The following is a 22,468-nucleotide window of genomic DNA, read 5'->3' on the forward strand; positions in this document are numbered from 1 at the left end:
ATGGCGCTGGCTCGGGACGGACACGGTGTTGGCTCGGGACGGACACGGTGCTGGCTCGGCCCGAATATGGTGCTGGCACGGCCGCCGTGATTTGGGGTCTTGCGGGTGGGCGCGCGAAGATCGGGGCATGGATGGGGCTGCACGGCTTCGCGTCACGCTGCTCGGCGCGTTTCAGGTGTCTCGCGGTGACGCCGTCCTGCCCGTTCCGGGTGCACGGTTGCGGGGCCTGCTCGTCCGGCTGGCACTCGCCGGTGGCCGCGCGGTCGAGCCGGGCGTGCTGGTCGACGCGATCTGGGCCGAGGAGCCGCCGTCCGGCCCCGCCCCCGCCCTGCAGACCCTCGTCTCCCGGCTGCGCCGCGCCCTCACCCCGACCGACGCGGCCTGTGACGTGGTCGTGAAGGTCGCGGGCGGGTACCGGCTGGCGGTGGACGCGGCCGACGTGGACGCGCTGCGCTTCGAGCAGCTCACCGCTGCCGGTCGGGAGAGGCAGCGGGCAGGTGACCCGGAGACGGCGGGCGCCGCGCTCGTCGAGGCCATGGCGTTGTGGGGTGACCATCCTGGCGCCGAACCCGCAGTCATCGCGGCGGTCGCGCCCACGGTCGCGACACGGTTGGCACAGGTGTCGATCGAGGCGGTCGCCGACCTCGCCGACGCCGAGTTGTCGCTGGGGCAAGCCGAGGTGGCCGCTGCCCGGCTGACCGGATTGCTGACCGAGCAGACGGTCCACGAGCGGGCGGCCGCGCTGCTGATGGACGCGCTCGCCGCTCAGGGGCGTCAGGCCGAGGCGCTGGCCGTCTACGAGCGGGTCCGCCGGACTCTGGCCGATGTCCTCGGCGCCGACCCGGGCACCGCCATGCGAGAACGCCATCTGCGCCTGCTGCGCCCCGACCAGCCCATCCTGGCACCAAACGCCTCGCCTGAAGGCGCCCCCGCCAGAAGCCCAGCGGTTTCAGGTGCTCCGGCTGGGAGTCCAGCGGTTTCAGGTGCTCCGGCTGGGAGTCCGGCGGTTTCAGGTGCTCCGGCTGGGAGTCCGGCGGCCACTCATCCCGAGCAGATCCGGCCGACCAACCTGCCCGCGTCACTGACCAGCTTCATCGGCCGCGACGACGACCTCACCCACATCGGCGTCCAGCTCACTACCGGACGCCTGGTCACCGTCCTCGGCCCCGGCGGCGCCGGGAAGACCCGGCTTGCGCTGGAGGCCGCCCGCCGCCACCGCCGCGAATACCGCGACGGCGCCTGGCTCATCGACCTCGCGTCCGTCACCGAACCAGCGAAGATCGCCACCGCCGTGCTCGCCGGGATCGGGCTACGGGGCGGCGCGATGATCGACGCCCGCAAGCGAGTCGAGGGTGACGAGCTGGACGTCCTCGTCGGCGAGCTCGGCGGCCGGGAGAGTCTGCTGCTGGTCGATAACTGCGAGCACCTGATCGACGCCGTGGCCCACCTGGTCTCGGCGCTGCTACCTCGCTGTCCCAGGCTGCGCGTACTCGCCACCAGCCGCGAACCTCTCGCGGTCGACGGCGAAGCGCTCCTGCCGCTGGGCCCGCTCGCGCTGCCCGACCCGGACGACAGCGTCGAACAGGCCCGAAGGGCGGCCTCGGTGCGTCTGTTCACCGAGCGGGCCGCCGCCGTGCGACCCGGGTTCGCCGTCGACGAGACCACGCTGCCCGACATAGTGCGCGTGGTGCACGGCCTGGACGGCATGCCGCTGGCCCTTGAGCTGGCCGCCGCCCGGTTGCGGACGCTGTCACTGCCCGACCTGGCCGACGGGCTCTCCGACCGGTTCCGGCTGCTCACCACCGGCAGCCGTACCGCACCGCCCCGGCACCGTACCCTGCGCGCGATCATCGCCTGGAGCTGGGAGTTGCTGGGCGAGCACGAACGCACGGTCGCGGAACGGATCTCCATCCTGCCCGGCGGCGTCACACCTGCCTCAGCCACCGCCGTCTGCGCCGGCACCCCCGTGCCCACCGCCGAAATCCCCGAACTGCTCGCCAGCCTCGTCGACCGGTCACTGCTGCAGCTCGCGCCCGGCGCCGGCCGCTACCGCATGCTCGAAACCATCCGCGAGTACGGCGCCGACCGCCTGACCGACGCCGGTGACCTCCGCGCGGCCCGCGACCTGGCCGCCGCCCACTTCACCGAGCTGATGGCCCGCCACGACCCCCATCTGCGCGGGCCCGGCCAGATGACAGCCATGAAGGTCATCAGCGCCGAGTACGACAACACGCTCGCCGCCCTGCGCCACCTGTGCGCCATCCACGACTCCTCCGGCGCGATCACCCTCGCCCTGACCCTGACCTGGTACTGGCAGATGTTCGGCCGCCACCTCGACGCCGCCTACTGGCTGGGCGAGGTCATGGCGGCGCCTGGCGGCGGGCCGACGCCCGAACGCGACTGCGCCCGAGCCGCCTACCTGCTCAACCGGGCGGACATCCTGTCGGGGATCACCACCAGGGAAGCCGCGGACGACCGGGCGGAGATGCGCGAGCTGGCCGACCGGCTGCTCGCGCATCCGGAGTTGCCGAGCCACTACCGCGTGTTCGGCCCGATCCTGCTCTTCCTGCTGGAGGAGCCGGCCGCGCTCGCGATCTTCCAGCGCCTGGCCGACGGCGACGACGTGTGGCTGGCCGGGCTGGCCCACGTGTTCCTGGCCGAGATCGCCGAGAACGCGGGCGCGCTCGACCGGATGCGTGTCCACGTGAAGGCGGCCCTGGCCTGCTTCCGGCAGGTCGGCGACCGTTGGGGCCAGGCCGCCACGCTGCCGATGCGCGCCCATCTGCGGCGATACGACGACCTCGACGGCGCGCTGGCCGACCTGCGCGAGGCCCGGACGCTGGCAGGCGAGTTCGGCTCGCTCAGCCTCGGCGACCAGCTCTACAGCGACCTGCGCTGGATCGACGTGCACATCCGGCGCGGCGACACCGACCGGGCGATGGCGATCATCGACTCCGCCCGGGATCGGGCGCTGCACGCGTCCTCGGCGGAGATGCTGATCCTGGTCGACGCGCGGGAGGCCGACCTCCGGGTGCGGCTCGGCGACCTGGATCGGGCGGCTGACCTGCTCGACGGTGCCGAGCGGGGTCTGCGCGGCGACCTGGACAGGGCGGCTGACCTGCTCGGCGGTGCCGAACGGGGTCTGCGCGGCGGCCTGGATCGGGCGGCCGACCTGCTCGACGGTGCCGAGCGGGGTCTGCATGGTGACACCGCGTTTCGCGCGGACCATGCCCGGACGCTGGTCGGCAGCGCACGGGCCGCACTCTGCCTGGCGCTGGGCGACCTGCCCGGCGCCGACAGGGCGCTGCGGGAGGCGTACGCGGCCGCGCTGGCGACCCGGGAGCTGCCGATCCTGTCGCTGGTGACGGTGAACGCGGCCGCGCTCGCCGAGAAGCGCGGGCGGCAGCACGAGTCGGCCGTGCTGCTCGGGGCCGCCGCCCGGCTGCGGGGCGCGCACGACCACACCGATCCGCAGGCCCGCGAGCTCACCCGCCGTGGTCAGGCCGCGCTGGGCGGGGAAGGGTTCGCCGCGGCGTACACGAAAGGCTGGAAGCTGGACGCAAAGACGGCCGTGACCATGGCTGACCCGGCCTCGGGGATGTACGGCACCATGCGCGAGGTGTGATGGCGAGACCGCCGGCTCCCTGAGCGTCCGCACCAACCCCCCAGCGGTGTCGGCGGGGCGTTCGGCATGGCGGGAGCGCCACCCGGCGTTCGGGTGGCGCTCCCGGCACGTCGCTAGAGCGTCGGTCATGTAGCCACTACATGACCGGCTCTCTAGCACCTGTACGTGCCGTGGTAGGCGTCCGCCCGCCCCCACTTGTACTTCCGGCTCGCGCCGGCCGACGCGTGGTAGCAGGAGCTGTTCGGCCCCTCCTTGTCGACGTACCAGCCGAGCCCGTACGAGCAGTTGTTGGTGAGGTACACCGTCTGGGTGATCGCGCCCGTCGTGTGCCGGTAGCTGACGCAGCTCGGCAGGTTCCTGGCCGCCGCAGAGGTCTCGGCGGTGGCCGGATGAGCCGTCAGAGTCAGGCTTCCCACGGCCATCGCGGCGGTGAGTACGCCTGTCCACGCTCGGTGTGCCGCCATCACGCCCTCCATTTCTTGAGGCTGTCTGCCCAGTGTCGGAAAGCGCGTCATAACCCTGTCATAAGTCGCCGGCGGGAGCGGCGGGTCAGCGGTTGAGTAGCTGCCGCAGGACCCGCTCAAGCGTGGTCATCGCCTCCGGATCGGCCTCAGGGGAGCGCCAGGCCACATATCCATCCGGCCGCACCAGCACGGCGCCGCCCCCGCTGACTCCGTACCGCTGCTGGAAGCACCCCTCCACGTCCATCAGTTCCTCATTCACCAGCAACCGCGTGAGCCGCACCCCGAGCCGCTCCTTGACCAGCCGCCCGGCGTCCATCCAGCTCTGGCCACCCTGTTTGTCGGCCAGCAGCACGAAGCCCGAGCCGAACAGGTCGATGGTCGAGATGTGCTGCCCGTCCCAGTCGAGCACCACGTGGGGAGCTCGGCTGCCGGGGCGGCCGTTCGGTACGCGGGGGTCCTCAAGGATCGAGCCGTCGTCCCCGGGCTCGGTGATGATGGCCGTGGAGTGGTAGCGGTGGCCGATGAGGGCGCCCACCGGATCCTCCAGCGGCTCCGGATAACCGACCCGGGCCGCGGGAGGCATGCGCACACCGAGGTTGGCGAGCTGCGCGTCGGCCGTCAGCGCGCCGATGGGACGGCGTTCGGCGTCGTAGGTGTCGAGGAAGGCGGGCCCCGCCTGGCCGGTGAGCACCAGCCAGAGCCGCCAGGCGATGTCGCAGCCGTCCTGGAGCGCGGTGCTGCCGCCCTGGCCGCCGGTGGGCGGCATGGTGTGGGCGGCGTCCCCGGCGAAGAAGACCCGTCCGGCGCGGTAGGTGCCGGCGAGCACGTGGCCCAGGGCGAAGGTCGTCTTGTCCAGGATCCGCACGTCCATTCCGGGCTGGGCGGTGGCGATCCGTACGAGGTCTGCGCAACGCTCCTCGGTGAAGTCCGCCTCGCTCTCGCCGTCGGCGTAGTTGACGCCCAGCACGTGCGCCCCGACGCCGGTGCCGGTCACGATCACGCCGGTGAACAGCTCGTTCTGCAGGTACCAGAGCGTGACCTCGCGCTCGCGCACCAGCCCGGTCAGATCGGCGTCGAACATGATCGAGCACATCCGGCCCAGCTCGCCCTTGCCCGAGGTGGGCACGTTCAGCTGCCGGCGCAGCGGGCTCCGGGAGCCGTCGGCGGCCACCACATAGTCCGCCCGCACGGTACGTTCCTCGTCGCCGGAGCGGATGACCGCCGTCACACCGTCCTCGTCCTGCTCCAGCGAGACCAACGCGGTGCCGAACCGCAGATCGGCGCCCAGCTCCTCGGCCTTGGCCCGCAACACGCGCTCGACCTCGGCCTGAGGCGCACCCAGTTGCGCGGCGGGCGTGATGTCGGCGAGGAAGGCCAGCTCCTCGCGTTCGTCGGTCATGATCATGTGCGGGTTCGGATCGGCCAGGGTGCCGGCGATCGCGATGCGCAGGTTCTCGCCGATGCCTGCCCAGATCTGGGCGAGCGTCTCCTCGACACCGGGTACGGGCCGCAGCAGCTCCACCGCTCTCGGGCCGACACCGAACGCTTTGGGCTGGATCGACGTGCTCGGATGCCGTTCGACCAGCATGACCGGTATCTCACGCCAGGCCAGGAGCATCGCCGCGCTCAACCCCGCGTACCCCCCACCCACCACCAGGACGGGCACTCGCTCGTCTTCCATTGCGTCTCCACCTCCGGAACGCGTACTATCGCGTTTGTGTCGAGCGACACGATATGTCGCGTCCACGGGGCGGTCAAGACATATCTCGAAATGTCGGGCGGCGGGCAAGGCGGCTCATCGACGGATCGCTAAGATCGAAGTTCATCTAGCCGCGAAGGGGTCCGCCGTGATCGTCGCCTTCTCCATCACTCCGCTCGGCGTCGGCGAGGGCGTCGCCGAGCCCGTCGCCCGTGCCGTCAAGGTGGTCCGCGACAGCGGCCTGCCCAACCGGACGGACGCGATGTTCACCACGATCGAAGGCGAGTGGGACGAGGTCATGGACGTCGTCAAGCGCGCGGTGGACGCGGTCGCGGAGGTGGCTCCCCGGGTGAGCCTGGTGCTGAAGGCCGACCTCCGGCAAGGCATCACGGACGGGATGACCAGCAAGATCGAGTCTTTGGAGCGCCACCTCACCTGAGGCGTGTCCCATGGTTCATGCGCTGGGGAAGCGGTGGGGGCGCGGGTGCAGGCAGTGGAGCAGTGGGGTGGCGGGCGAGAAGCCACGACGTCGTCGAAACGCCGTGGCCACCGCCTTACGTCGAATGTGCTCGATGTGCGTCAGGTGAACGCGCCGACGAACTCACGCTGGGCGGCCGGGGATGACGGCTCCTTCTGCGGGACGCCGGTAGCCCGTACGCCGCGAGCACCGCGGTGCGAAGGGCGGGTCCCGTCGAGCAGGCGTGAGTCGTGCCGGCCGGCGGACGCGCATCGCGCGACCCCGCCGGCACGTCACGCGTGGTGGTGCTCTTCTTCGTCCTCTTCCTCGCTGAGCCCCTCCGACGGCTCCACCCCGAGCACGGCCTCGCGCGGCTCGATCTCGGTGATGTGCTCGACGAGCTGGAGCACGTGATCGGGCTCGATCAGCCACTGCAGGGCCGAGGCACCGGTCTCGTCGGAGCCGACCAGCTCGGCCTGCTCGGTGCGCTCCTCCTCGGAGAGATCGGCGTCAGGGTGCCTGATCTCGGCCAGCGCCGCCGCCTGCAAGGCATCCACATCGAGCACTTCGACGGTCAGCTCGACCGTGAGGCGCAGGTACTTCGGTTCATCACTCATGGCGACGATGCTAGGGCAGCTTCCACTCGACGGGAGCCGCGCCTTGCTGGGCGAGGAGTTCATTGGCCCGGCTGAAGGGGCGCGAGCCGAAGAAGCCGCTGCGTGCGGAGAGCGGGGAAGGGTGGGCGGATTCGATGCGCGGGATGTCGCCGAGCATCGGCGCCAGGTTGCGCGCGTCGCGGCCCCACAGGATGGCGACCATCGGCTTGGCGCGGGCGACGAGGGCGTGGATGGCCTGCTCGGTGACCTGCTCCCAGCCCTTGCCTCGGTGGGAGGCGGGCTTGCCGGGCATCACGGTGAGGACCCTGTTGAGCAGGAGCACGCCCTGCTCGGCCCACGGCGTGAGGTCGCCGTTGGCGGGCCGGGGGAGGCCGAGGTCGCTCTCCATCTCCTTGTAGATGTTGAGCAGACTGCCCGGCAGCGGCCGCACGTCGGGAGCCACCGAGAACGACAATCCGACGGGGTGCCCCGGCGTCGGATAGGGGTCCTGGCCCACGATCAGCACCTTGACATCGTCGAAGGGCTGGCTGAAAGCGCGCAGGACGTGTGCGCCCGCAGGAAGATACTGCCTGCCTTCGGCGATTTCCTTGCGCAGGAACTCTCCCATCAGGGAGATCTGCTCGGAGACGGGCTCAAGTGCCTGAGCCCATCCGGCTTCGACGACTTCGTGAAGGGGACGACCTGCCATGGCCGTGAAGTTTAGCCAGGTCTGGTACGGCCTGCGGGCCAAACGCGGTCGACAGCCGTACCGGAATGATCACAACGGCGTGCAGAGGCGGATGGCGTTACGGGCGCCCGCCTCAGCGCAGTGCAGGCGGGCGCCCGTAGGCATTACTTCACAGAGCCGGCCATCATGCCCTGGACGAAGTACCGCTGGAACGCGAAGAACAGGACCAGCGGGATGATCAGTGACAGGAACGCGCCCGAGGACAGGATGTCCACGTTCGAGCCGAACTGCCGCATCTGAGACTGCAGGGCCTTGGTCATCGGCTGGTTCTCGGTGTTGGCGAAGACCAGCGCGATGAGCATGTCGTTCCACACCCACAGGAACTGGAAGATCCCCAGCGACGCGATCGCCGGCTTGCCCAGCGGGAACACCACCTTGACGAAGATCTTCCACTCCGGCGCCCCGTCCATCCGCGCCGCCTCCAGCAGCGAGGCCGGGATGCCGACGAAGAAGTTCCGGAGCAGGAAGATCGCGAACGGCAGGCCGAACGCCGTGTGGAACAGCACCACGCCCGGAATCGTGCCGAAGATCCCGAGGCCGCCGTAGAAGGACGCGACGGGGATCAGCGCGATCTGGATGGGCACGATCAAGAGCCCGACCACGACGAGGAACGACAGGTCGCGTCCGGGGAACTCCATCCACGCGAACGCGTACGCCGCCATGGCCGCGATGCCGATCACCAGGATCGTGGTCGGCACCGTGATGGCCACGGTGTTCCAGAAGGACGCGGTGAAGCCGCTGGCGAGCAGGTCGCCATAGTTCCGCAGGGTCAGCTCGGCCGGCTTGGTGAAGACGGTCCACCAGCCCTCGGCGTTGTTGACCTGTGTCGTACGCATCGACACGACCAGCAGACCGAGCGTCGGCACCAGCCAGAACAGGCCCAGCAGCACCATCACGACCTGGACCGTCCCACCGCCGAGGCGGTCGACGATCTTGCCGAGCACGCCCCTTTGCGGTGCGCCCGTCTCCAGTGCCGCGGGCGCGGGGGCCGTCGCGGTGGTCATGATTCGTCCCTCCTGAACCGGCGAATGTTCATGATCATGAAGGGAAGGACCAGAATGAGCAGGAACACGGCCAATGCGCTGCCCAGACCCTGGTTGTTCCCGCCGCCGAACGCCACGCGCCACATCTCCAGCGCCACCACGTTCGACTGGGGCTGGACCGAGGCCGGTGCGATGATGAAGACCAGGTCGAACACCTTTAATGTATTGATGATCATCGTCACGAAGACGACGAGCAGCACCGGCGACAGCAGCGGCACGGTGATCCTGCGGAACACCTGCCACTCCGAGGCGCCGTCGATGCGGGCGGCCTCCAGCGCGTCACGCGGGATGGCCGCCAGCCCGGCCGCGATCAGCACCATGGCGAATCCGGCCCAGACCCAGACGAACGCGCCGATGATCGCCGGGGTGATGAGCGTCTCGCCGAGCCACGTCAGACCGTGGTAGGAGGGCTGGAAGTTCGACGCGGGCAGCCGTACGTCGTAGGACCCGGCGGGCAGCCCGTCGAAGCGGAACGTGCCGTCGTCGGCCGTCGTCGCTGTCCCGGCCACCTTGCCGTTCTGCACGGCCTCCACGGTCATCCCGGGCAGGCCCTGCTCGGTGCCGTCCACCTCGCCGTTCTTGCCGCCGCCACCGCGGGTGAAGTCGAACCACACGGTGCCCGACAGGCCGTCGCCGGCCGCCGCGGCCTGGGCGGGCTGGGCGTTGCTCGGAATGATCTCCGGCTTGACGCCCAGGATCGGGATCAGCACCGGCTTGCCCGCCTGGACGGGCTGCTTGGTGACGATCGCGCCCCCCTCAAGGGCGACCGGGGACTGGTCGCCCTCGCGGGGACGAGCCTCCGGATAGCCCTTCGAGGAGGAGAACGTGTCGTGCACGGTGGTCAGGACGGCGTTGGCCAGACCCTTACCGGGGTCCTCCTCGTAGACGAGGCGGAAGATCACGCCGGCCGCCATCAGCGAGACCGCCATGGGCATGAAGACGATCAGTTTGAAGGCCGTCGCCCATTTGATCCGCTCGGTCAGCACCGCGAAGATCAGGCCGATCGTGGTCACGACGATCGGCGCGACGACGACCCAGATGAGGTTGTTGCGAATGGTGGTGAGCATGCCGCGATCACTGAAGATCGTGGCGTAGTTGTCCAGGCCCACGAATCCGTCGCCCGCAGAGTCGAACAGGCTGCGGAAGATGGAGTAGACGATCGGGTAGACCACCCAGATGCCCAGCAGAATTGCCGCCGGGAGGAGGAAGGCGATGGCGACCGCCGGCGAAGGGCCGAGGCGTCTTTGCTTGCGGGGGGTATCAGCCGGTCCGGAGGAGGACCCGTCCGCGTTTTCCGCGGACGGGGCCTGCGGGCCGTCCAACCGTTCGGTCACGGCCATAACCTCTTACTTCCAGGCCTTCTTGGCCTCGTCTTCGAGCTTCGTCTGGGCGCCCTTGACGTCACTGGGGTCGCGCAGGAAGTCCTGCAGGACCTTCCACTCGCCCTTGCCGTCGGTGCCGCCGAACGCGCTCGGTGCCAGGTCGGACATGTCGTAGCGGACGGTGTCACCGGCCGACACGATCGTCTGGCCGAGCTGCTTGGTCAGCTCGTCCGGGTAGTTGTCGGGGGAGACGTTCTTGTTGGGCGAGAGGTAGCCGGGCAGCTTGGCCCAGATCTCGCCGCCTTCCTTGGAGGCCAGGAACTGCAGCAGCGCCATGGCTCCGGGGGAGTCCTTCATGGCCACGGCCACGTCGCCGCCGAGCACGACGGGAGCGGTGTCACCGGCCTTGGGGAACGGGAAGTACTTGGCGGTCTCGCCCACCTTGGCGCCCGCCTGGACGGCCGAGACGGCCACGAAGTCGGCCTCGATGACCATGGCGGCCTTCTTGGTGCCGTACACCTTGTTCACGCAGGTGGGGAAGTCGGTCTGCATGGTGCCGGAGGTGCCGTCGACCAGGAAGTCCTTGCCCGTGATCTGGGCGATCTTCTCCAGGGCCGTGGCCACGCTCGGGTCGGTCCAGGGGATCTCGTGCTTGGAGAGCTTGTCGTAGTTCTCCGGGCCCGCGGTCGACAGGTAGACGTTCTCGAACAGGTCGGTCAGCGTCCAGCCGGAGGCGCCACAGAAGGAGAACGGCGGCGTGCCGGAGTCGGCGATGGTCTGCCCGGCCTTGACGAGCTCGTCCCAGTTCGTCGGCGGCTGCACACCCGCGTCGTCGAACGCCGACGCGCGGTACCAGACCAGCGACTTGTGCGCCGCCTTGACCAGCACGCCGTACACCTGGCCGTCGGCGGAGCCGAGCTCCTTCCAGTACGGGGTGTAGTTGGTGTCGATCTCACCGGTGACCGCGGCGGTCAGCGGCTTGAGCGCCTTCTGGTCGGCGTACTGCTGCACCAGGCCCGGCTGCGGCAGGATCGCGACGTCGGGCGGGCTGCCGCCCTGGATGCGCGGGCCGAGGTAGGCGCCGGTGTCCTCACCGGTGGAGGCGTAGGTGACCTCGGCGCCGGTCTTGGCGGAGAAGGCCTTGAGGACCTGCTCGAAGTTCTTCTGCTCGTCGCCGGTCCACTTGGCGGCGACTTCGAGCTTGACGCCTTGGAGAGTCTTGCCGGCGTCGGCGGCCGGCGCCGAGCTCGCAGCGGTGGCCGGAGTCGTCGACGGCGCGTTTCCGCACGCGGCGACGGCTACTGCGAGCCCTGCCAGGATCGCTGCTGCACTGGCTTTTCGCATAACTGCCTCACTGGGTTCTGATGATCTCTTCGAGTTCGGACTTCATAGAGGCCGCGACGTCGTCGGCGGACTCGGTGGTGGGGCTGTTGAGCGCTTTGGCGACCGAGCTGGCGATCACCAGGCTGACCTGGTTGTAGTTGGCGCTCACCGGCCGTGCCTTGGCGGCGAGGATGCTCTCCTTGAGCACAGGCAGGTACGGGAAACGCTTGATCAGCGCGGGATCGTCGTACAACTCGGTCCATACGGGCGGGAAGGAGCCCTCGGTGAGGACCCGGCGCTCGTTCTCCAGGCTCGTGAAGTAGCGGATGAACTCCTGTGCGGTGTGCTGGTGCTTGGAGTAGGCGCTGATGGCGAGGTTGGCGCCGCCCAGCGTGCTGGACCCGGGCCCGTTGAGCCCCGGCAGCCTGGTCACGCCCACTTTGCGGCCGAGCTCGGCCCTGGCGGGACCGTACGCGTGCGGCCAGTTGCGGGCGAAGGCCAGCCGGCCCTCCTGGAAGGCCAGACGTGTCTCCTCCTCCTTGAAACTCAGCGCCTCCTTGGGTATCCACTCCTCGCGCAGGCCCTGGAGCAGGAAATCGAGCGCGATCTCAGCTTTGACCGGATCAAGGCTCACCTCCGTGCCGTTGTTGCTGACGATCTGTCCGCCGGCGGACTGAACGGCTTCGGAGAAGTTGACGGTGAGCCCTTCATAGGCCAGAAACTGCCCGGCATACCCCTCTATGTCATACTTTTTCACTATTTGTCGGGATTGGTCGCGAAGGTCCGCCCACGTTCGCGGCGGCCTCTTGACCAGGTCGGTGCGGTAGTACAGCAGTCCCGCGTTGCTCGTGTACGGGACCGCCCACAGCTTGTCCTTGTAGACAGCCGTCTCCACGACGGGCGGCAGGAACCTGTCGAGCGGGAAGAGCCCGCGCTCCAGGGGGATGATCCAGCCGTTCTCCGCGAACTCGGCAGTCCAGACCACGTCTAGCCCGAGCACGTCATAGCGACTGCTCTGAGCCTGGAGGTTGGCCGCGATCTGAGCACGTTGCTCGTCCGCGGCCTCAGGCAGCTCCAGCAGCGTCACCTTCTCGGCCGGGTGGGCCTGATTCCAGCGATCCAGCAAGGGTTGCAGGTACGCCGTGGTGTCGCGTCCGGTGGCGAAGGTGATGGGCCCAGTGCCGCCCGTCCCAGTCTCGCCGCCGCCCTCATCACCCGCCGCCGCGCACCCAGCCGCCAGGAGCATGGCCAGAACGACAGAAAACGGGCGCAGCACTCTGTTGCCTCCATGTTCAGAGTGATTACATACGTGTTAGGTAGATGCATTCATGTTATGCACACATGTAATCTTTAGGTCAACGGATAACTCTGTAACGCATACGTAACACAGCGGGGAGGTGGGGCGCGGATGCGGCTTCACCTGCTGGCGCTCCTGGCCAAAGAACCGGCACATGGCTACGAGCTCAAGCAGGCGCTCGAACAGACCTTCGGCAGCGCCTACCCGTCACCCAACATCGGCCAGATCTACGTCACCCTCGGCAGGCTGGAGAAAGACGGCCTGGTCAGGGCGGTGGACGTCGAGCAGTCCAACCGGCCCAACAAGAAGGTCTATTATCTGACAGCCAAGGGCCGCGACTTGCTCACCGTATGGGTGGACGAGCCCACCGAGGGCCCCAGGGTGCGCGACGAGTTCTTCATGAAGCTCGTGCTCGCCCCGCTCACCGGCATCGCGGACCGGATGGCGCTGATCAGCCGACAGCGCCGCCACTACCTGTCGCTGATGGGCGATCTTAACGACCTGCTGTCCCGTACTCCTCCGACCGACCGGGTGGCGATGCTGCTCATCGAGGGCGCCATGCTGCATCTGCAGGCAGATCTTGACTGGCTGGAACGCTGTCAGGAGGATCTGGCATGACCTCCGTACTGAAGACGGCCAACCTGGTCAAGATCTACCAGGGGGGCGCGGTTCCCGTGCCGGCCGTTCGCGGCGTGAACCTGCAGGTCGAGCCGGGAGAGTTCGTCGCGATCATGGGGCCGTCCGGCTCCGGGAAGTCCACGCTCGTCCACATGCTGGGCGGGCTCGACACCAGGACCAGCGGCGAGATCTGGCTCGACGGCACGCGCGTGGACACGCTCTCGGAGAGCGCGTGGGCGCTGCTGCGGCGCAAGAAGGTCGGCTTCGTCTTCCAATTCTTCAACCTGGTCGCCAACATGACGGTCGGCGACAACGTCGAGCTGCCCGCGCTGCTGGCCGGAGTCTCGCCCAAGGTGGCCCGTGAGCGCCGCGAGAGCCTGCTCGGCGCGCTCAACCTGGCCGACCGGGCCGACGCCTCGCCCGCCCAGCTCTCCGGCGGCGAGCAGCAGCGGGTGGCGATGGCCAGGGCGCTGGCCAACCAGCCCGCCCTGCTCTTAGCCGACGAGCCCACGGGCAACCTCGACAGCCGCAACACCCGCGACGTGCTCCGCCTGCTCACCGAGGTGCACAAAAAGGGCCAGACGATCATCATGGTCACCCACGACGCCCGCGTGGCCAGCCTGGCCGACCGGCTCGTGTCCCTGTTCGACGGCGAGATCGTGGACGACGGCCGCATCGCGCGCAGGCGGACCCGCACCGCCGGAGAGGTGATCGACCTCCGATGAGCTCCGCGCTGGCCGGGAGCCGGTGGATCAAGGCCGACCTGCGGGCCAGGAAAGGGCAGGCCGCGCTGACGGTGCTGGTCGTGGCCGGGATCGTGGCCGCGCTGATCGCCGGCGCCACCCTGCTCGAAGACGGCACGAACCCGTGGCGCAGTCTGTTCGCCCAGACCGACGGGGCGCACGTCTGGCTCTACACCGACGAGGTGCCCGAGGTCGCCCTGGGCGACATCGAGGGCGTGACGAGCACCACGGGCCCGTACCGCTCGGCGCCCGTGACCGTGGCGCAGGACGGGAAGAAGGAGCCGGCGGCGCTGCGCGCGATGCCGGCCACGCCGCCGGCGGTGGCGCACCCCGTGGTGGCCGAGGGCCGGTGGCTGAACGAGACCCAGGTCGACGGCGCGGTCGTCGAGCGGTCCTTCGCCACGGCGCTGCGCCTGCGGATCGGCGCGCCCTTCACGATCATCGCGCTCGACGGCAAGCGGCACACCCTGTACGTGCGCGGCATCGCCGACTCCGCCGAGCAGGGCTTCTACCCGGAATGGACGCCGGGCCTGGCGTACGTGCTGCCGGCCATGCTGGACCGGATCGAGCCCATGCTCGGACGCAGCGAGTGGGTGACCGGGCTGCGCCTGACCGGTCCCGAGTCCTCCCAGGTCGTCTCCCAGCGCGTCGTCGTCCTGCTGGAGGACCAGCTTCAGCGCGTCTACACCTGGCGCGAGGTCAGAGCCGCCATGGAACTGGACAACCGGCTGCTCGGCACGCTGCTGGCGCTGTTCGGGGTGGCCGGGCTGGTGGCGGCCGCGCTCGCGCTGGCCAACGCGGCCGGCGGCCGGGTGCTCGGCCAGCTGCGCGACCTGGCCACGCTCAAGTCGATGGGCTTCACCAGGGCCCAGGTCTCGCTGCTGCTCCTGACCGAGCACGGCGCGCTCGGGATGGCCGGGGTCGCGATCGGCGGCGTGGCCGGCTGGAGCGTCATGGCGGCCGTCCTGGGGCCCACCTCGGTGGCCCCTGCCCCGGTGCTGGCCATCGTCGCCGGGACCGTCCTGGTGGTCCTGGCGGCCGTGGGGCTGCCCGCGTGGCGCGGCGGGCGCACCCCGCCGATCCCGGACGTGCCCGCCTCCCCGCCGCGTGGCCGCCTGTCCCAGCTGGCCAGGCTCGCCCTCCTCGTCCGCCTCCCGCCCGCCCTCGTCCTGGGCACCCGGGACGCCTTCACCCGGCGGACGGCGGCGTTCCTGACGGCGTTCGGCCTGGCCGTGCCGATGATGATGATCATGATCGGGCTCGGCGTGTGGGCCACGCTGGACAACTTCCGTGCCCATCCTGAGCAGGTCGGCCAGCACGCCGGCCTCTATGTCCGGCCGGGCAAGATGGACCCGCCCGCCGCCCAGCAGCTCGCCGAGCGCGACCGGGACGTCGCCGCGGTCTACCCGGGAACCGACGTGAACGCGCTGGCCCCGGGCGAGGCCCGCTCGGTCAGGGTGCGGGCGCTCGGGATCTCGTCGGCGGACCCCTATCCGTTCCCCGTGGTCGAGGGCCGTATCTACGGCCGGCCGGGCGAGGCGGTCGCCGGGCAGGGCCTGCTGAACCTGCTCGGGGTCAAGATCGGTGACCGGGTGCGGCTGACCGTCGGCGGCACGCCGCTGATCGTCCGGATCGTCGGCAGGACCATCGAGCCCGACGTGGACGGCGAGGTGTTGTCGGTCGGGCTGGACAGCCTGGCGGCCAAGGACACGGTCCCGCCGGAGTTCTACGCGCTGGCCCTGAAGCCGGGCGCGGATCCGGCCGAGGTGCGCGGCAGGTTGCTGGCCGAGTCGGCCGAGGGCCTGGAGGTGCAGGCCGCGGTCAACCCGGCGGACCGGCTGGCGATCATCCGGGTGGTCATCGTGGCGCTGATCTTCGTACTCACCCTGCTCGGCCTGGCGAACCTGCTCACCGCCAGCGCGCTGGGCCTGCGTGACCACGCCTTCGACCTGGCCGTGCTGAAGGCCATGGGGCTGACGCCGCGGCAGGTCATGGCGACGCTCGTGACGGGCACCGGTGTGCCCGTGCTGCTGGGTGTGGGAGTGGGCGCCGCGGCGGGTGTCTCCGCCGTCACGTGGCTGATCGACCTGCAGGGTCACACGAGCGGCGTGGGCGCGGGCATCGGCCGCGCGCCCTCGGCCCTGACGCTGACCATCACCGTCGTGGTGGCCGTGGGCACGGCCCTCGCGGTGGCGCTCATTCCCGCCCGCCGCGCGGCCCGTGCCCGGGTGCCCGTCACATCACGCTGATGGCGGCCTTGTCGGCGGCCTTGTCCCGCTTCAGCGCGAACCAGTAGAAGCCGTGCCCCGGCAGCGTCAGCAGGTAGGGCAGCTCCCCGATGGGCGGGAACCGCACGCCGCCGCGCGCCTCGATCGGCACCATGCCCTCGAAGCGCCGCAGGTCCAGCTCCACCGGCTGCGGGAACTTCGACAGGTTGTTGACGCACAACATCACGTCGTCGTGGTCCTCGCGCACGTACGTGAGCACGGACGGGTTGGACGACCACATTTCGGTGTACGCCCCGACGCCGAACACCGGGTGCCGGCGGCGGATCTCCAGCATCTTGCGGGTGAAGTGGAGCAACGATCCCTCGTGGCGCTGCTGGGCCTCCACGTTGACCGCCTGGAAGCCGTAGATCGGGTCCATGACGGCGGGCAGGTAGAGCCGCCCCGGGTCGGCAGAGGAGAACCCGGCGTTGCGGTCGGGGCTCCACTGCATCGGCGTGCGGACCGCGTCGCGGTCCTCCAGCCAGATGTTGTCGCCCATGCCGATCTCGTCACCGTAGTAGATGATCGGCGAGCCCGGCAGGCTCAGCAGCAGCGCGGTGAACAGCTCGATCCGGTCCCGGTCGTTGTCCAGCAGCGGCGCCAGCCGCCGCCGGATGCCCAGGTAGGCCCGCATGCGCGGGTCCTTGGCGTACTCCTTGTGCATGTAGTCGCGCTCTTCCTCGGTCACCGTCTCGAGCGTGAGCTCGTCGTGGTTACGCAGGAAGATGCCCCACTGCGCGTTCTCGGGCAGCTTCGGGGTGCGGGACATGATCTCGGAGATCGGCTCGCGGGTCTCCTTCTTCACCGCCATGTAGATGCGCGGCATCAGCGGGAAGTGGAAGGCCATGTGGCATTCGTCGCCGCCCCTGGTGGGGTCGCCGAAGTACTCGACGACGTCCTCGGGCCAGCCGTTGGCCTCGGCCAGCAGCACCCGGTCCGGGTAGAGGCGGTCGATCTCGGCGCGGACCTTCTTCAGGTACGCGTGCGTCTCCGGCAGCCCGGAGCACGCGGTGCCCTCACGCTCGAACAGGTACGGGACCGCGTCCAGCCGGAAGCCGTCGATGCCCAGGTCCAGCCAGAACCGGAGCACCTCCAGCATGGCCTCCTGCACCGCCGGGTTGTCATAGTTCAGGTCCGGCTGGTGGTGGAAGAAGCGGTGCCAGTAGTACTGCTTGCGCACCGGGTCGTAGGTCCAGTTGGACTCTTCGGCGCCGATGAAGATGACCGGCGCGTCAGGGTAGCCGCCAGGATGGTCCGACCACACGTAGAAGTCGCCGTACGGCCCTTCGGGATCGTGCCGGGACGCCTGGAACCAGGGGTGCCGGTCACTCGTGTGGTTCATCACCAGGTCGGTGACGATCCGCAGGCCGCGCTCGTGAGCCGCCTCGATCAGCTGGACAAAATCCCCCAGATCACCAAAATCCGGGAGGATCTTCATATAGTCCGAAATGTCATAGCCGCCGTCACGCAGCGGTGACTCGTACAGCGGCAGCAGCCAGAGGCAGTCCACGCCCAGCCACTCAAGGTAGCCGAGCTTCTCGATGAGACCGCGCAGGTCGCCGGTGCCGTCGCCGTTGGAGTCCTTGAACCCCCGGACGAGAACCTCGTAAAACACCGCCCGCTTGTACCAGGCGGGATCCTCCGAGACGAACGCCTCGGAGATCGGCTCTGGAGATGGGGATGCGTTGATCATATGTAGCTCACAGGAAGAGATGTGGGCAGGACGAAGTCACCGGTGGTTGCCCCGGCGTTGTTATCTGGTGACCGCGCCGCCTGGAGTCGTCATCCCTGCGAACTCCATGCCCTCGAACGGAACCTGATTTGTGATCTGGTGCCCGTTTGTGCGGCGCTTACGGGCCGAACACTACCAGCCCGTTGGCTTTCCGGAACCCGCTTCTGCTGTGCGACGTGTAATACCCGCGAGATCAGGATGTAACCGCTCTGTTACCCAGAGTTCACTGAAAAGGTGCGGCGAGGTCGTTCAGGTCATTCTCAAAGTCGCCCAGCCAGAGCCCGAACAATACCAATCCTCGTACCCAGAAGCGGTCATTCCAGCCGTTGAACCTGGTCAGCGCGTCGGGGCCGCCCGCCACCACCTCGTGCAGCTCGTCCGAAAGCAGTCCCGGAACTCTGCTCACAACGGTCTCCAGCATGCTGTGCGCATAATTTCGGGCAGGGGCCGCCGTGGATCGCAGGGGGACGCGCTGGAGGGGCTGCTTGACCACATTCGTGGAGGGCAGGGCCGCCACTCGCGGATGGGCCGCGTGCAGCACCTCACGGTAGAAGCGGCCCTTGTCCTTGCGGGCCACGCCGACCGAGAGCGCGGCGTCGAAGAACTCCGGATGGATGAACGGCGCCGCGAACGACGCCTCGGGCCCGACCAGGTTCACCGCCGAGCGCGCGATGCCCCGTACGGTCCTGGTGTGCAGCACCGACAACGACAACTCGGCCCGGTGCCCGTGCAGCATGGAGGTGGTGGCGGCGAACTGCTCGCGCACCGTCTCCTCCATCCACTGCGCCGCCGCCTTGGACAGGAACGGTTGTGAGGGCGCCCCGAGCGACAGCGAGCTCAGCACGGCGGCGGACCGCTCGGCCTGCGTCCTGGCCTCCAGCGCGGCCCCGCTGACCATGAAGTTCTTCAGCAGCGGCCCACCGGCCAGACCGTCGACCAGGATCCGGCCCGCGCCGTGCACCTCTTCGGCGAAGGACGCGTACCAGGCGTGGTGCGGCGTCAGGTACTCGAGCCTGCGCGCCACGTCGGCCGCGTCGGCCGGATAGTCGGCGGCGTCCTGCGTGATCACCCGGTGCGGGATGCCCAGCTCCCTGGTGATCGACCTGGCGAACGCGATGTCGGTGTCGGTGCCGTCGTCGGGGCTGGTCGTCCACGACTCGACGTCCATGCCGCGCGCCATCGCCACGCTCGCCAGCAACCGGGAGTCGTAGCCGCCGCTGACCGGCACGAGGAGCTTGCGGCCGTCGTAGTCGGCATAGACGCGGTGCAGCAGCTCGACGATGTCGTGCGGGCTGACCCACGCCTCGTACGGCTCGGTGCGCAGCCAGCGCGGCAACCGCCTTTCGGTGGCGAACCTGCCGTGCTCCCACACCAGCGCGCTCGCCCCCGGCAGCCGCTTGACCTCGGTGTACGGCGTCGCCTCCCCCAGCGGGAACGTGACCTGGAGGATCGAGGCCCAGGCCGACCAGTCGATGCGGATCGGCACCAGGCCGAGCAGGGGCTGGATCAGGGAGGAGAAGTAGACCGCCTCGCCCAGGCGTACGTAGTAGACGTCCACCAGCCCCAGCGCGCCGGTGTGCAGCGTGACGCGCTCACCCGCGCCGATCAGGCCGGGCGTCTCGTAGGTCTCGGCGACCGTGATCCAGTCGATCCGCTCCTCGCCGGCGGCCGGCTTGCGCTCGCCCCAGGAGAACGCGAACGCGCCCTCGGCCCGCTGGTACGGCGGCAGCGGCGCGGAGCTGAACAGCGCCGCGTCGGCCGTCTGGAGCGCCGGCCGGACCTTCGGGCCCGCGCCGGTCAGCTTGCCGAGGACGGCGGTGTCGATCCGGCCGAGAGCACCGCACACGTAGGGCCGCACGTTGAACTGCACCGGATCTCATCCTTTCAAGCCGCTTCCCGCAGAAGAGTATCCTTTGCCGGGCTAAGGGAGAGGTGGTCTGGTTTGTCTACGGAGCTTGAGAGCACTCGCAGGGCGCTGCGGGACGCCGTCGCGCAGGCCGAGCGCGCGGCCGAGCTGGCCAGGCTGCTCGACGCCGCCCAGGCCAGGCTGGCCACGGCCGAGGAGAGCGCCGATCAGGTCAGAGCCCTGGCCGAGCGGCTGGGCGAGACCGAGGAGCGGCTCGCCGTCGAGCAGGAGGCCGCCGACAGGTTGCGCAGGGAGCTGGCCGAGCAGCGCTTCCAGGCCGAGGTGGCCAACTGGAAGCTCTCCTCGATCAAGGTCGCGCGCTGGAACCGCCTCGGCGACGCCATCAAGAGCGGCAAGAACAACCCCGTACGGCTGGCCAGGGGCCTCAAGGGCGCCGCCAAGCCGGTCAAACGGCCCATCGCGCCCAAACGCCGGCCGCCGGCGGCGCTCAAGGCCGCCGACGAGCGCCCGGGGGCCGCGTACCAGGCCACGACCACGACGCGGACCCTCGGCGGCGCCTCGTTCAAGCTCAAGCCGTTCCGGGTGCCGACCGGCCCCAACACCCGGCCGCACCTGACCGCCGCGGTGATCGCCGACCCGCACGCCGAGGCGCTGCTGCGCTACGAGTGGCGGCAGACCACCGGCTTCACGCCCCGCGACTTCGCCAGGGTGCTCCCGCTGGAAGTGCCGCACTTGCTCGTGGTCGAGTCCGTCACCCAAGGCCCGTGGGCCGAGGAGATCACCGGCGAGCCCGGCGACGGGCTCAGGGCGCTGCTGGCCTGGTGCGCCGAGCGCGGCATCCGCACGGTCTTCTGGCACACCCAGGGCGACGTGGACGCCTACGCCGCGGCCGCCCAGCTCTTCGAGTTCCGGTTCACCAACGATCTCACGGTCGCCTGGCCGCGCCTGCAGTTCGGCGTCCAGCCCCGGGTGCACAACCCGCTGCCGCTGGCCGGCGGGCGCATCGACCGGGTGCTCACGCTCGACCAGCTCCTGCCGGGTCACCTCAGCTATCCGGACGTGCTCACCTCCTACCGCTGGCCGGCCGCGGCCGACTGCCCGCCTGGCACGCCGCAGTGGCGGCTGGCCGAGCTCGCCGCCTGCGGCACGCCCATCGGCACCGAGGCCGACACGCGGCGGGCGCACGTGGCGCTGCGCCGGGCGTACCAGATGGGCACGATGACCGAGCGCGTCGACGAGATGCTGGAGGCGATCGGGCTGCCCAGCGCCCGCGCCACCCTCAGCACCTCCGTCATGTTGCCGATCAGCGACCCCTTCCTGATGGAGCACGGGCTGGCGCAGGTCGCCAAGCAGTCGGGGGTGGACCAGCTCATCGTCATCGGCCCGCCGGAGGCCGAGCTGCGCGCCCGCGACGTGCTGCCCGACATCGACGTCGTCTACCGCCGCCCGCAACCGTCGATGACCGAGGGCGCGATGCTCGGCGCCGCCATCGACCTGTGCGAGTCCGACCTGGTCGCGGTCATGGACCCGCGCGACGTGTACGGCCCGCACCACCTGTCGGACCTGCGGCGCGCCTTCCTCTTCAGCACCGCCGACATCGTCGGCAAGGCCGCCTACTACGCCCATCTCCGCAAGCCCCAGGTCACGCTGCTCCAGCAGCCCGACGCCGAGTACGCCTACCTCCCCGAGGTCGCCGGGGCGACCCTGCTGGGCCGCCGCAACGCGCTGCGCGAGCTCGGCTTCGCCGACCTGACCGACGACTGGGACGAGGTCCTCATGCGGCAGTGCCGCACGGACGGGATCAAGGTCTTCTCGGCGGACCGGTTCGGCTACGTACGGGTGCGCGACGAGGACCGCTGGCTGCTCGGCGCCGCCCAGCTCGTCGAGTACGGCTCGGCGGAGCCGCACGCGCTCATCTGAGCCGCGCACCGGCATAGGGTCGTCGCCATGACGCTCCCGGAACTGGCCGAGGTGCTGGGGGAGCCCCCGGCGCCCGAGGGGACGTGGGAGCGGGAGGCCGTGTACGTCTCCGCGGCGCCCCTGCGGCGGCGCGTGCCCGCCGAGCCGCTCGCGGAGCGGGTCCGGGCGCTGCCCGGCGTCGCGGAGGCGCGGGTCCGGGCCGACGGGCTGCTGCGCGTCGTCGTGACGGAGCCCGGCGAGCTGCTGGAGTCGGCGGGGCCGGTGCGGATCCCCGAGCCGGGCTGGCCGGACTTCCCCCGGACGTGGGCGAACCCCGGGTTCGTGGTGCGGTACGCGCACGTGCGCGCCCGCGCCGTGTGCAGGTGGGCCGCCGAGCTGGGGGTGCCCCGCACCGGGTTCAGGCCCGCGTTGCTCGATCATCCCCGCGACCGGTGGGTGCTGCGGGTGCTGGCCGAGGTGCCGGGGCGGCTGGGCAGCCGGGATCCGGGGTGGGAGACGTACCTGGTGCGGCTGGCGCTGGCCTATCACGACGCCCACGAGCACGCGCCCGCCGTGCCGGTCGGCGACGAGCTCCCGTCGGCGGTGCACACGGCGCGGGTGCGGCTGGCGGAGGCCGTAAGCAAAATTCTCGTAGGACCGGATCGAATGTGACCCATCACAAAATATCCGGTTAAACGGCGAAAAAGCGTAAAAATATCCCTTCCAGGGCTTGATCGCGTCTCGATACGTGGTCAGTGGGTCATGGCG

At 69.9% G+C, this 22,468-nt stretch carries 17 protein-coding genes; 7 read left to right on the forward strand and 10 right to left on the reverse strand.

Translation table 11 applies throughout. The annotated features are described in order from the left end of the window. The first annotated feature begins 127 nt into the window (after positions 1 to 127). Positions 128 to 3,625: an AfsR/SARP family transcriptional regulator gene (locus ACWD0F_RS18060; protein WP_449876715.1), complete on the forward strand. Its 3,498-nt coding sequence runs from the start codon at positions 128 to 130 to the stop codon at positions 3,623 to 3,625. A gap of 152 nt (positions 3,626 to 3,777) precedes the next feature. Here the strand turns inward: ACWD0F_RS18060 and ACWD0F_RS18065 are convergent, their stop codons facing one another. Together ACWD0F_RS18065 and ACWD0F_RS18070 are read right to left on the reverse strand one after the other, a co-directional pair. Next, positions 3,778 to 4,089, reverse strand: a complete 312-nt coding sequence (locus ACWD0F_RS18065) for a hypothetical protein (RefSeq protein ID WP_449876717.1) — start codon at positions 4,087 to 4,089, stop codon at positions 3,778 to 3,780. An 85-nt stretch (positions 4,090 to 4,174) separates the two neighbouring features. Continuing rightward, entirely contained in the window at positions 4,175 to 5,770 is a 1,596-nt protein-coding gene (locus tag ACWD0F_RS18070) for an FAD-dependent monooxygenase (protein ID WP_449876719.1), read from the reverse strand. Between the two features lie 166 nt (positions 5,771 to 5,936). On the opposite strand from ACWD0F_RS18070, the gene ACWD0F_RS18075 reads away from it, so the two are divergent. After that, the gene (locus ACWD0F_RS18075; RefSeq protein WP_449876721.1) at positions 5,937 to 6,227 is read left to right on the forward strand and encodes an MTH1187 family thiamine-binding protein; all 291 of its coding nucleotides are present in this window, start codon (positions 5,937 to 5,939) and stop codon (positions 6,225 to 6,227) included. Positions 6,228 to 6,538: 311 nt separating this feature from the next. On the opposite strand, the gene ACWD0F_RS18080 is transcribed toward ACWD0F_RS18075, so the two are convergent. The 6 genes from ACWD0F_RS18080 to ACWD0F_RS18105 form a co-directional block, all read right to left on the reverse strand. Beyond that, on the reverse strand, positions 6,539 to 6,862 hold the full coding sequence (locus ACWD0F_RS18080; RefSeq protein WP_449876722.1) for a hypothetical protein: 324 nt from the start codon (positions 6,860 to 6,862) through the stop codon (positions 6,539 to 6,541). 10 nt (positions 6,863 to 6,872) lie between these two features. Then, positions 6,873 to 7,550 carry a uracil-DNA glycosylase gene (locus ACWD0F_RS18085; protein ID WP_449876724.1) on the reverse strand — a complete coding sequence of 226 codons (678 nt, stop codon included), beginning with the start codon at positions 7,548 to 7,550 and terminating at the stop codon, positions 6,873 to 6,875. A gap of 143 nt (positions 7,551 to 7,693) precedes the next feature. Next, complete coding sequence (locus ACWD0F_RS18090) at positions 7,694 to 8,593, reverse strand: carbohydrate ABC transporter permease (protein WP_449876726.1); 900 nt, start codon at positions 8,591 to 8,593, stop codon at positions 7,694 to 7,696. Next, on the reverse strand, positions 8,590 to 9,966 hold the full coding sequence (locus ACWD0F_RS18095; RefSeq protein ID WP_449876728.1) for an ABC transporter permease subunit: 1,377 nt from the start codon (positions 9,964 to 9,966) through the stop codon (positions 8,590 to 8,592). Before ACWD0F_RS18095 ends, ACWD0F_RS18090 begins: the two co-directional genes overlap by 4 nt. A gap of 12 nt (positions 9,967 to 9,978) precedes the next feature. After that, positions 9,979 to 11,298 carry an ABC transporter substrate-binding protein gene (locus tag ACWD0F_RS18100; protein WP_449876730.1) on the reverse strand — a complete coding sequence of 440 codons (1,320 nt, stop codon included), beginning with the start codon at positions 11,296 to 11,298 and terminating at the stop codon, positions 9,979 to 9,981. 7 nt (positions 11,299 to 11,305) lie between these two features. Further along, positions 11,306 to 12,523: an ABC transporter substrate-binding protein gene (locus ACWD0F_RS18105; RefSeq protein WP_449876732.1), complete on the reverse strand. Its 1,218-nt coding sequence runs from the start codon at positions 12,521 to 12,523 to the stop codon at positions 11,306 to 11,308. A 162-nt stretch (positions 12,524 to 12,685) separates the two neighbouring features. Here ACWD0F_RS18105 and ACWD0F_RS18110 point away from each other — a divergent pair, with 162 nt between their 5' ends. From ACWD0F_RS18110 to ACWD0F_RS18120, 3 genes are read left to right on the forward strand one after another with little or no spacing between them, the layout of a single operon-like run. Further along, positions 12,686 to 13,192, forward strand: coding sequence for a PadR family transcriptional regulator (locus ACWD0F_RS18110; protein ID WP_449876734.1), 507 nt, complete (start codon positions 12,686 to 12,688; stop codon positions 13,190 to 13,192). Beyond that, entirely contained in the window at positions 13,189 to 13,917 is a 729-nt protein-coding gene (locus ACWD0F_RS18115) for an ABC transporter ATP-binding protein (protein ID WP_449876736.1), read from the forward strand. The genes ACWD0F_RS18110 and ACWD0F_RS18115 overlap by 4 nt, the downstream gene beginning before the upstream one ends. Continuing rightward, a complete protein-coding gene (locus ACWD0F_RS18120; protein ID WP_449876738.1) occupies positions 13,914 to 16,184 on the forward strand; it encodes an FtsX-like permease family protein in 2,271 nt (756 codons plus the stop codon). Before ACWD0F_RS18115 ends, ACWD0F_RS18120 begins: the two co-directional genes overlap by 4 nt. Here the strand turns inward: ACWD0F_RS18120 and treS are convergent. Continuing rightward, positions 16,171 to 17,895 carry a maltose alpha-D-glucosyltransferase gene (gene treS / locus ACWD0F_RS18125; RefSeq protein ID WP_449876740.1) on the reverse strand — a complete coding sequence of 575 codons (1,725 nt, stop codon included), beginning with the start codon at positions 17,893 to 17,895 and terminating at the stop codon, positions 16,171 to 16,173. The two genes, ACWD0F_RS18120 and treS, sit on opposite strands and share 14 nt — an antisense overlap. A gap of 262 nt (positions 17,896 to 18,157) precedes the next feature. Further along, positions 18,158 to 19,804, reverse strand: a complete 1,647-nt coding sequence (locus tag ACWD0F_RS18130) for an asparagine synthetase B family protein (protein ID WP_449876742.1) — start codon at positions 19,802 to 19,804, stop codon at positions 18,158 to 18,160. A 72-nt stretch (positions 19,805 to 19,876) separates the two neighbouring features. On the opposite strand from ACWD0F_RS18130, the gene ACWD0F_RS18135 reads away from it, so the two are divergent. Both ACWD0F_RS18135 and ACWD0F_RS18140 read left to right on the forward strand, forming a co-directional pair. Beyond that, a complete protein-coding gene (locus ACWD0F_RS18135; protein WP_449876744.1) occupies positions 19,877 to 21,721 on the forward strand; it encodes a hypothetical protein in 1,845 nt (614 codons plus the stop codon). Positions 21,722 to 21,748: 27 nt separating this feature from the next. Then, on the forward strand, positions 21,749 to 22,372 hold the full coding sequence (locus tag ACWD0F_RS18140) for an anticodon-binding protein (protein WP_449876746.1): 624 nt from the start codon (positions 21,749 to 21,751) through the stop codon (positions 22,370 to 22,372). Positions 22,373 to 22,468 lie beyond the last annotated feature (96 nt).

The sequence above is a fragment of the Nonomuraea sp. NPDC002799 genome (assembly GCF_053592075.1).

Bases quoted from the DNA above. Each gene is read 5' to 3' on its own strand.
- ACWD0F_RS18060 (WP_449876715.1), top strand. From the start codon at position 128: ATGGATGGGGCTGCACGGCTTCGCGTCACGCTGCTCGGCGCGTTTCAG.
- ACWD0F_RS18065 (WP_449876717.1), bottom strand. From the start codon at position 4,089: ATGGCGGCACACCGAGCGTGGACAGGCGTACTCACCGCCGCGATGGCC.
- ACWD0F_RS18070 (WP_449876719.1), bottom strand. From the start codon at position 5,770: ATGGAAGACGAGCGAGTGCCCGTCCTGGTGGTGGGTGGGGGGTACGCG.
- ACWD0F_RS18080 (WP_449876722.1), bottom strand. From the start codon at position 6,862: ATGAGTGATGAACCGAAGTACCTGCGCCTCACGGTCGAGCTGACCGTC.
- ACWD0F_RS18085 (WP_449876724.1), bottom strand. From the start codon at position 7,550: ATGGCAGGTCGTCCCCTTCACGAAGTCGTCGAAGCCGGATGGGCTCAG.
- ACWD0F_RS18090 (WP_449876726.1), bottom strand. From the start codon at position 8,593: ATGACCACCGCGACGGCCCCCGCGCCCGCGGCACTGGAGACGGGCGCA.
- ACWD0F_RS18100 (WP_449876730.1), bottom strand. From the start codon at position 11,298: ATGCGAAAAGCCAGTGCAGCAGCGATCCTGGCAGGGCTCGCAGTAGCC.
- ACWD0F_RS18105 (WP_449876732.1), bottom strand. From the start codon at position 12,523: ATGCTCCTGGCGGCTGGGTGCGCGGCGGCGGGTGATGAGGGCGGCGGC.
- ACWD0F_RS18110 (WP_449876734.1), top strand. From the start codon at position 12,686: ATGCGGCTTCACCTGCTGGCGCTCCTGGCCAAAGAACCGGCACATGGC.
- ACWD0F_RS18115 (WP_449876736.1), top strand. From the start codon at position 13,189: ATGACCTCCGTACTGAAGACGGCCAACCTGGTCAAGATCTACCAGGGG.
- ACWD0F_RS18120 (WP_449876738.1), top strand. From the start codon at position 13,914: ATGAGCTCCGCGCTGGCCGGGAGCCGGTGGATCAAGGCCGACCTGCGG.
- treS (WP_449876740.1), bottom strand. From the start codon at position 17,895: ATGATCAACGCATCCCCATCTCCAGAGCCGATCTCCGAGGCGTTCGTC.
- ACWD0F_RS18140 (WP_449876746.1), top strand. From the start codon at position 21,749: ATGACGCTCCCGGAACTGGCCGAGGTGCTGGGGGAGCCCCCGGCGCCC.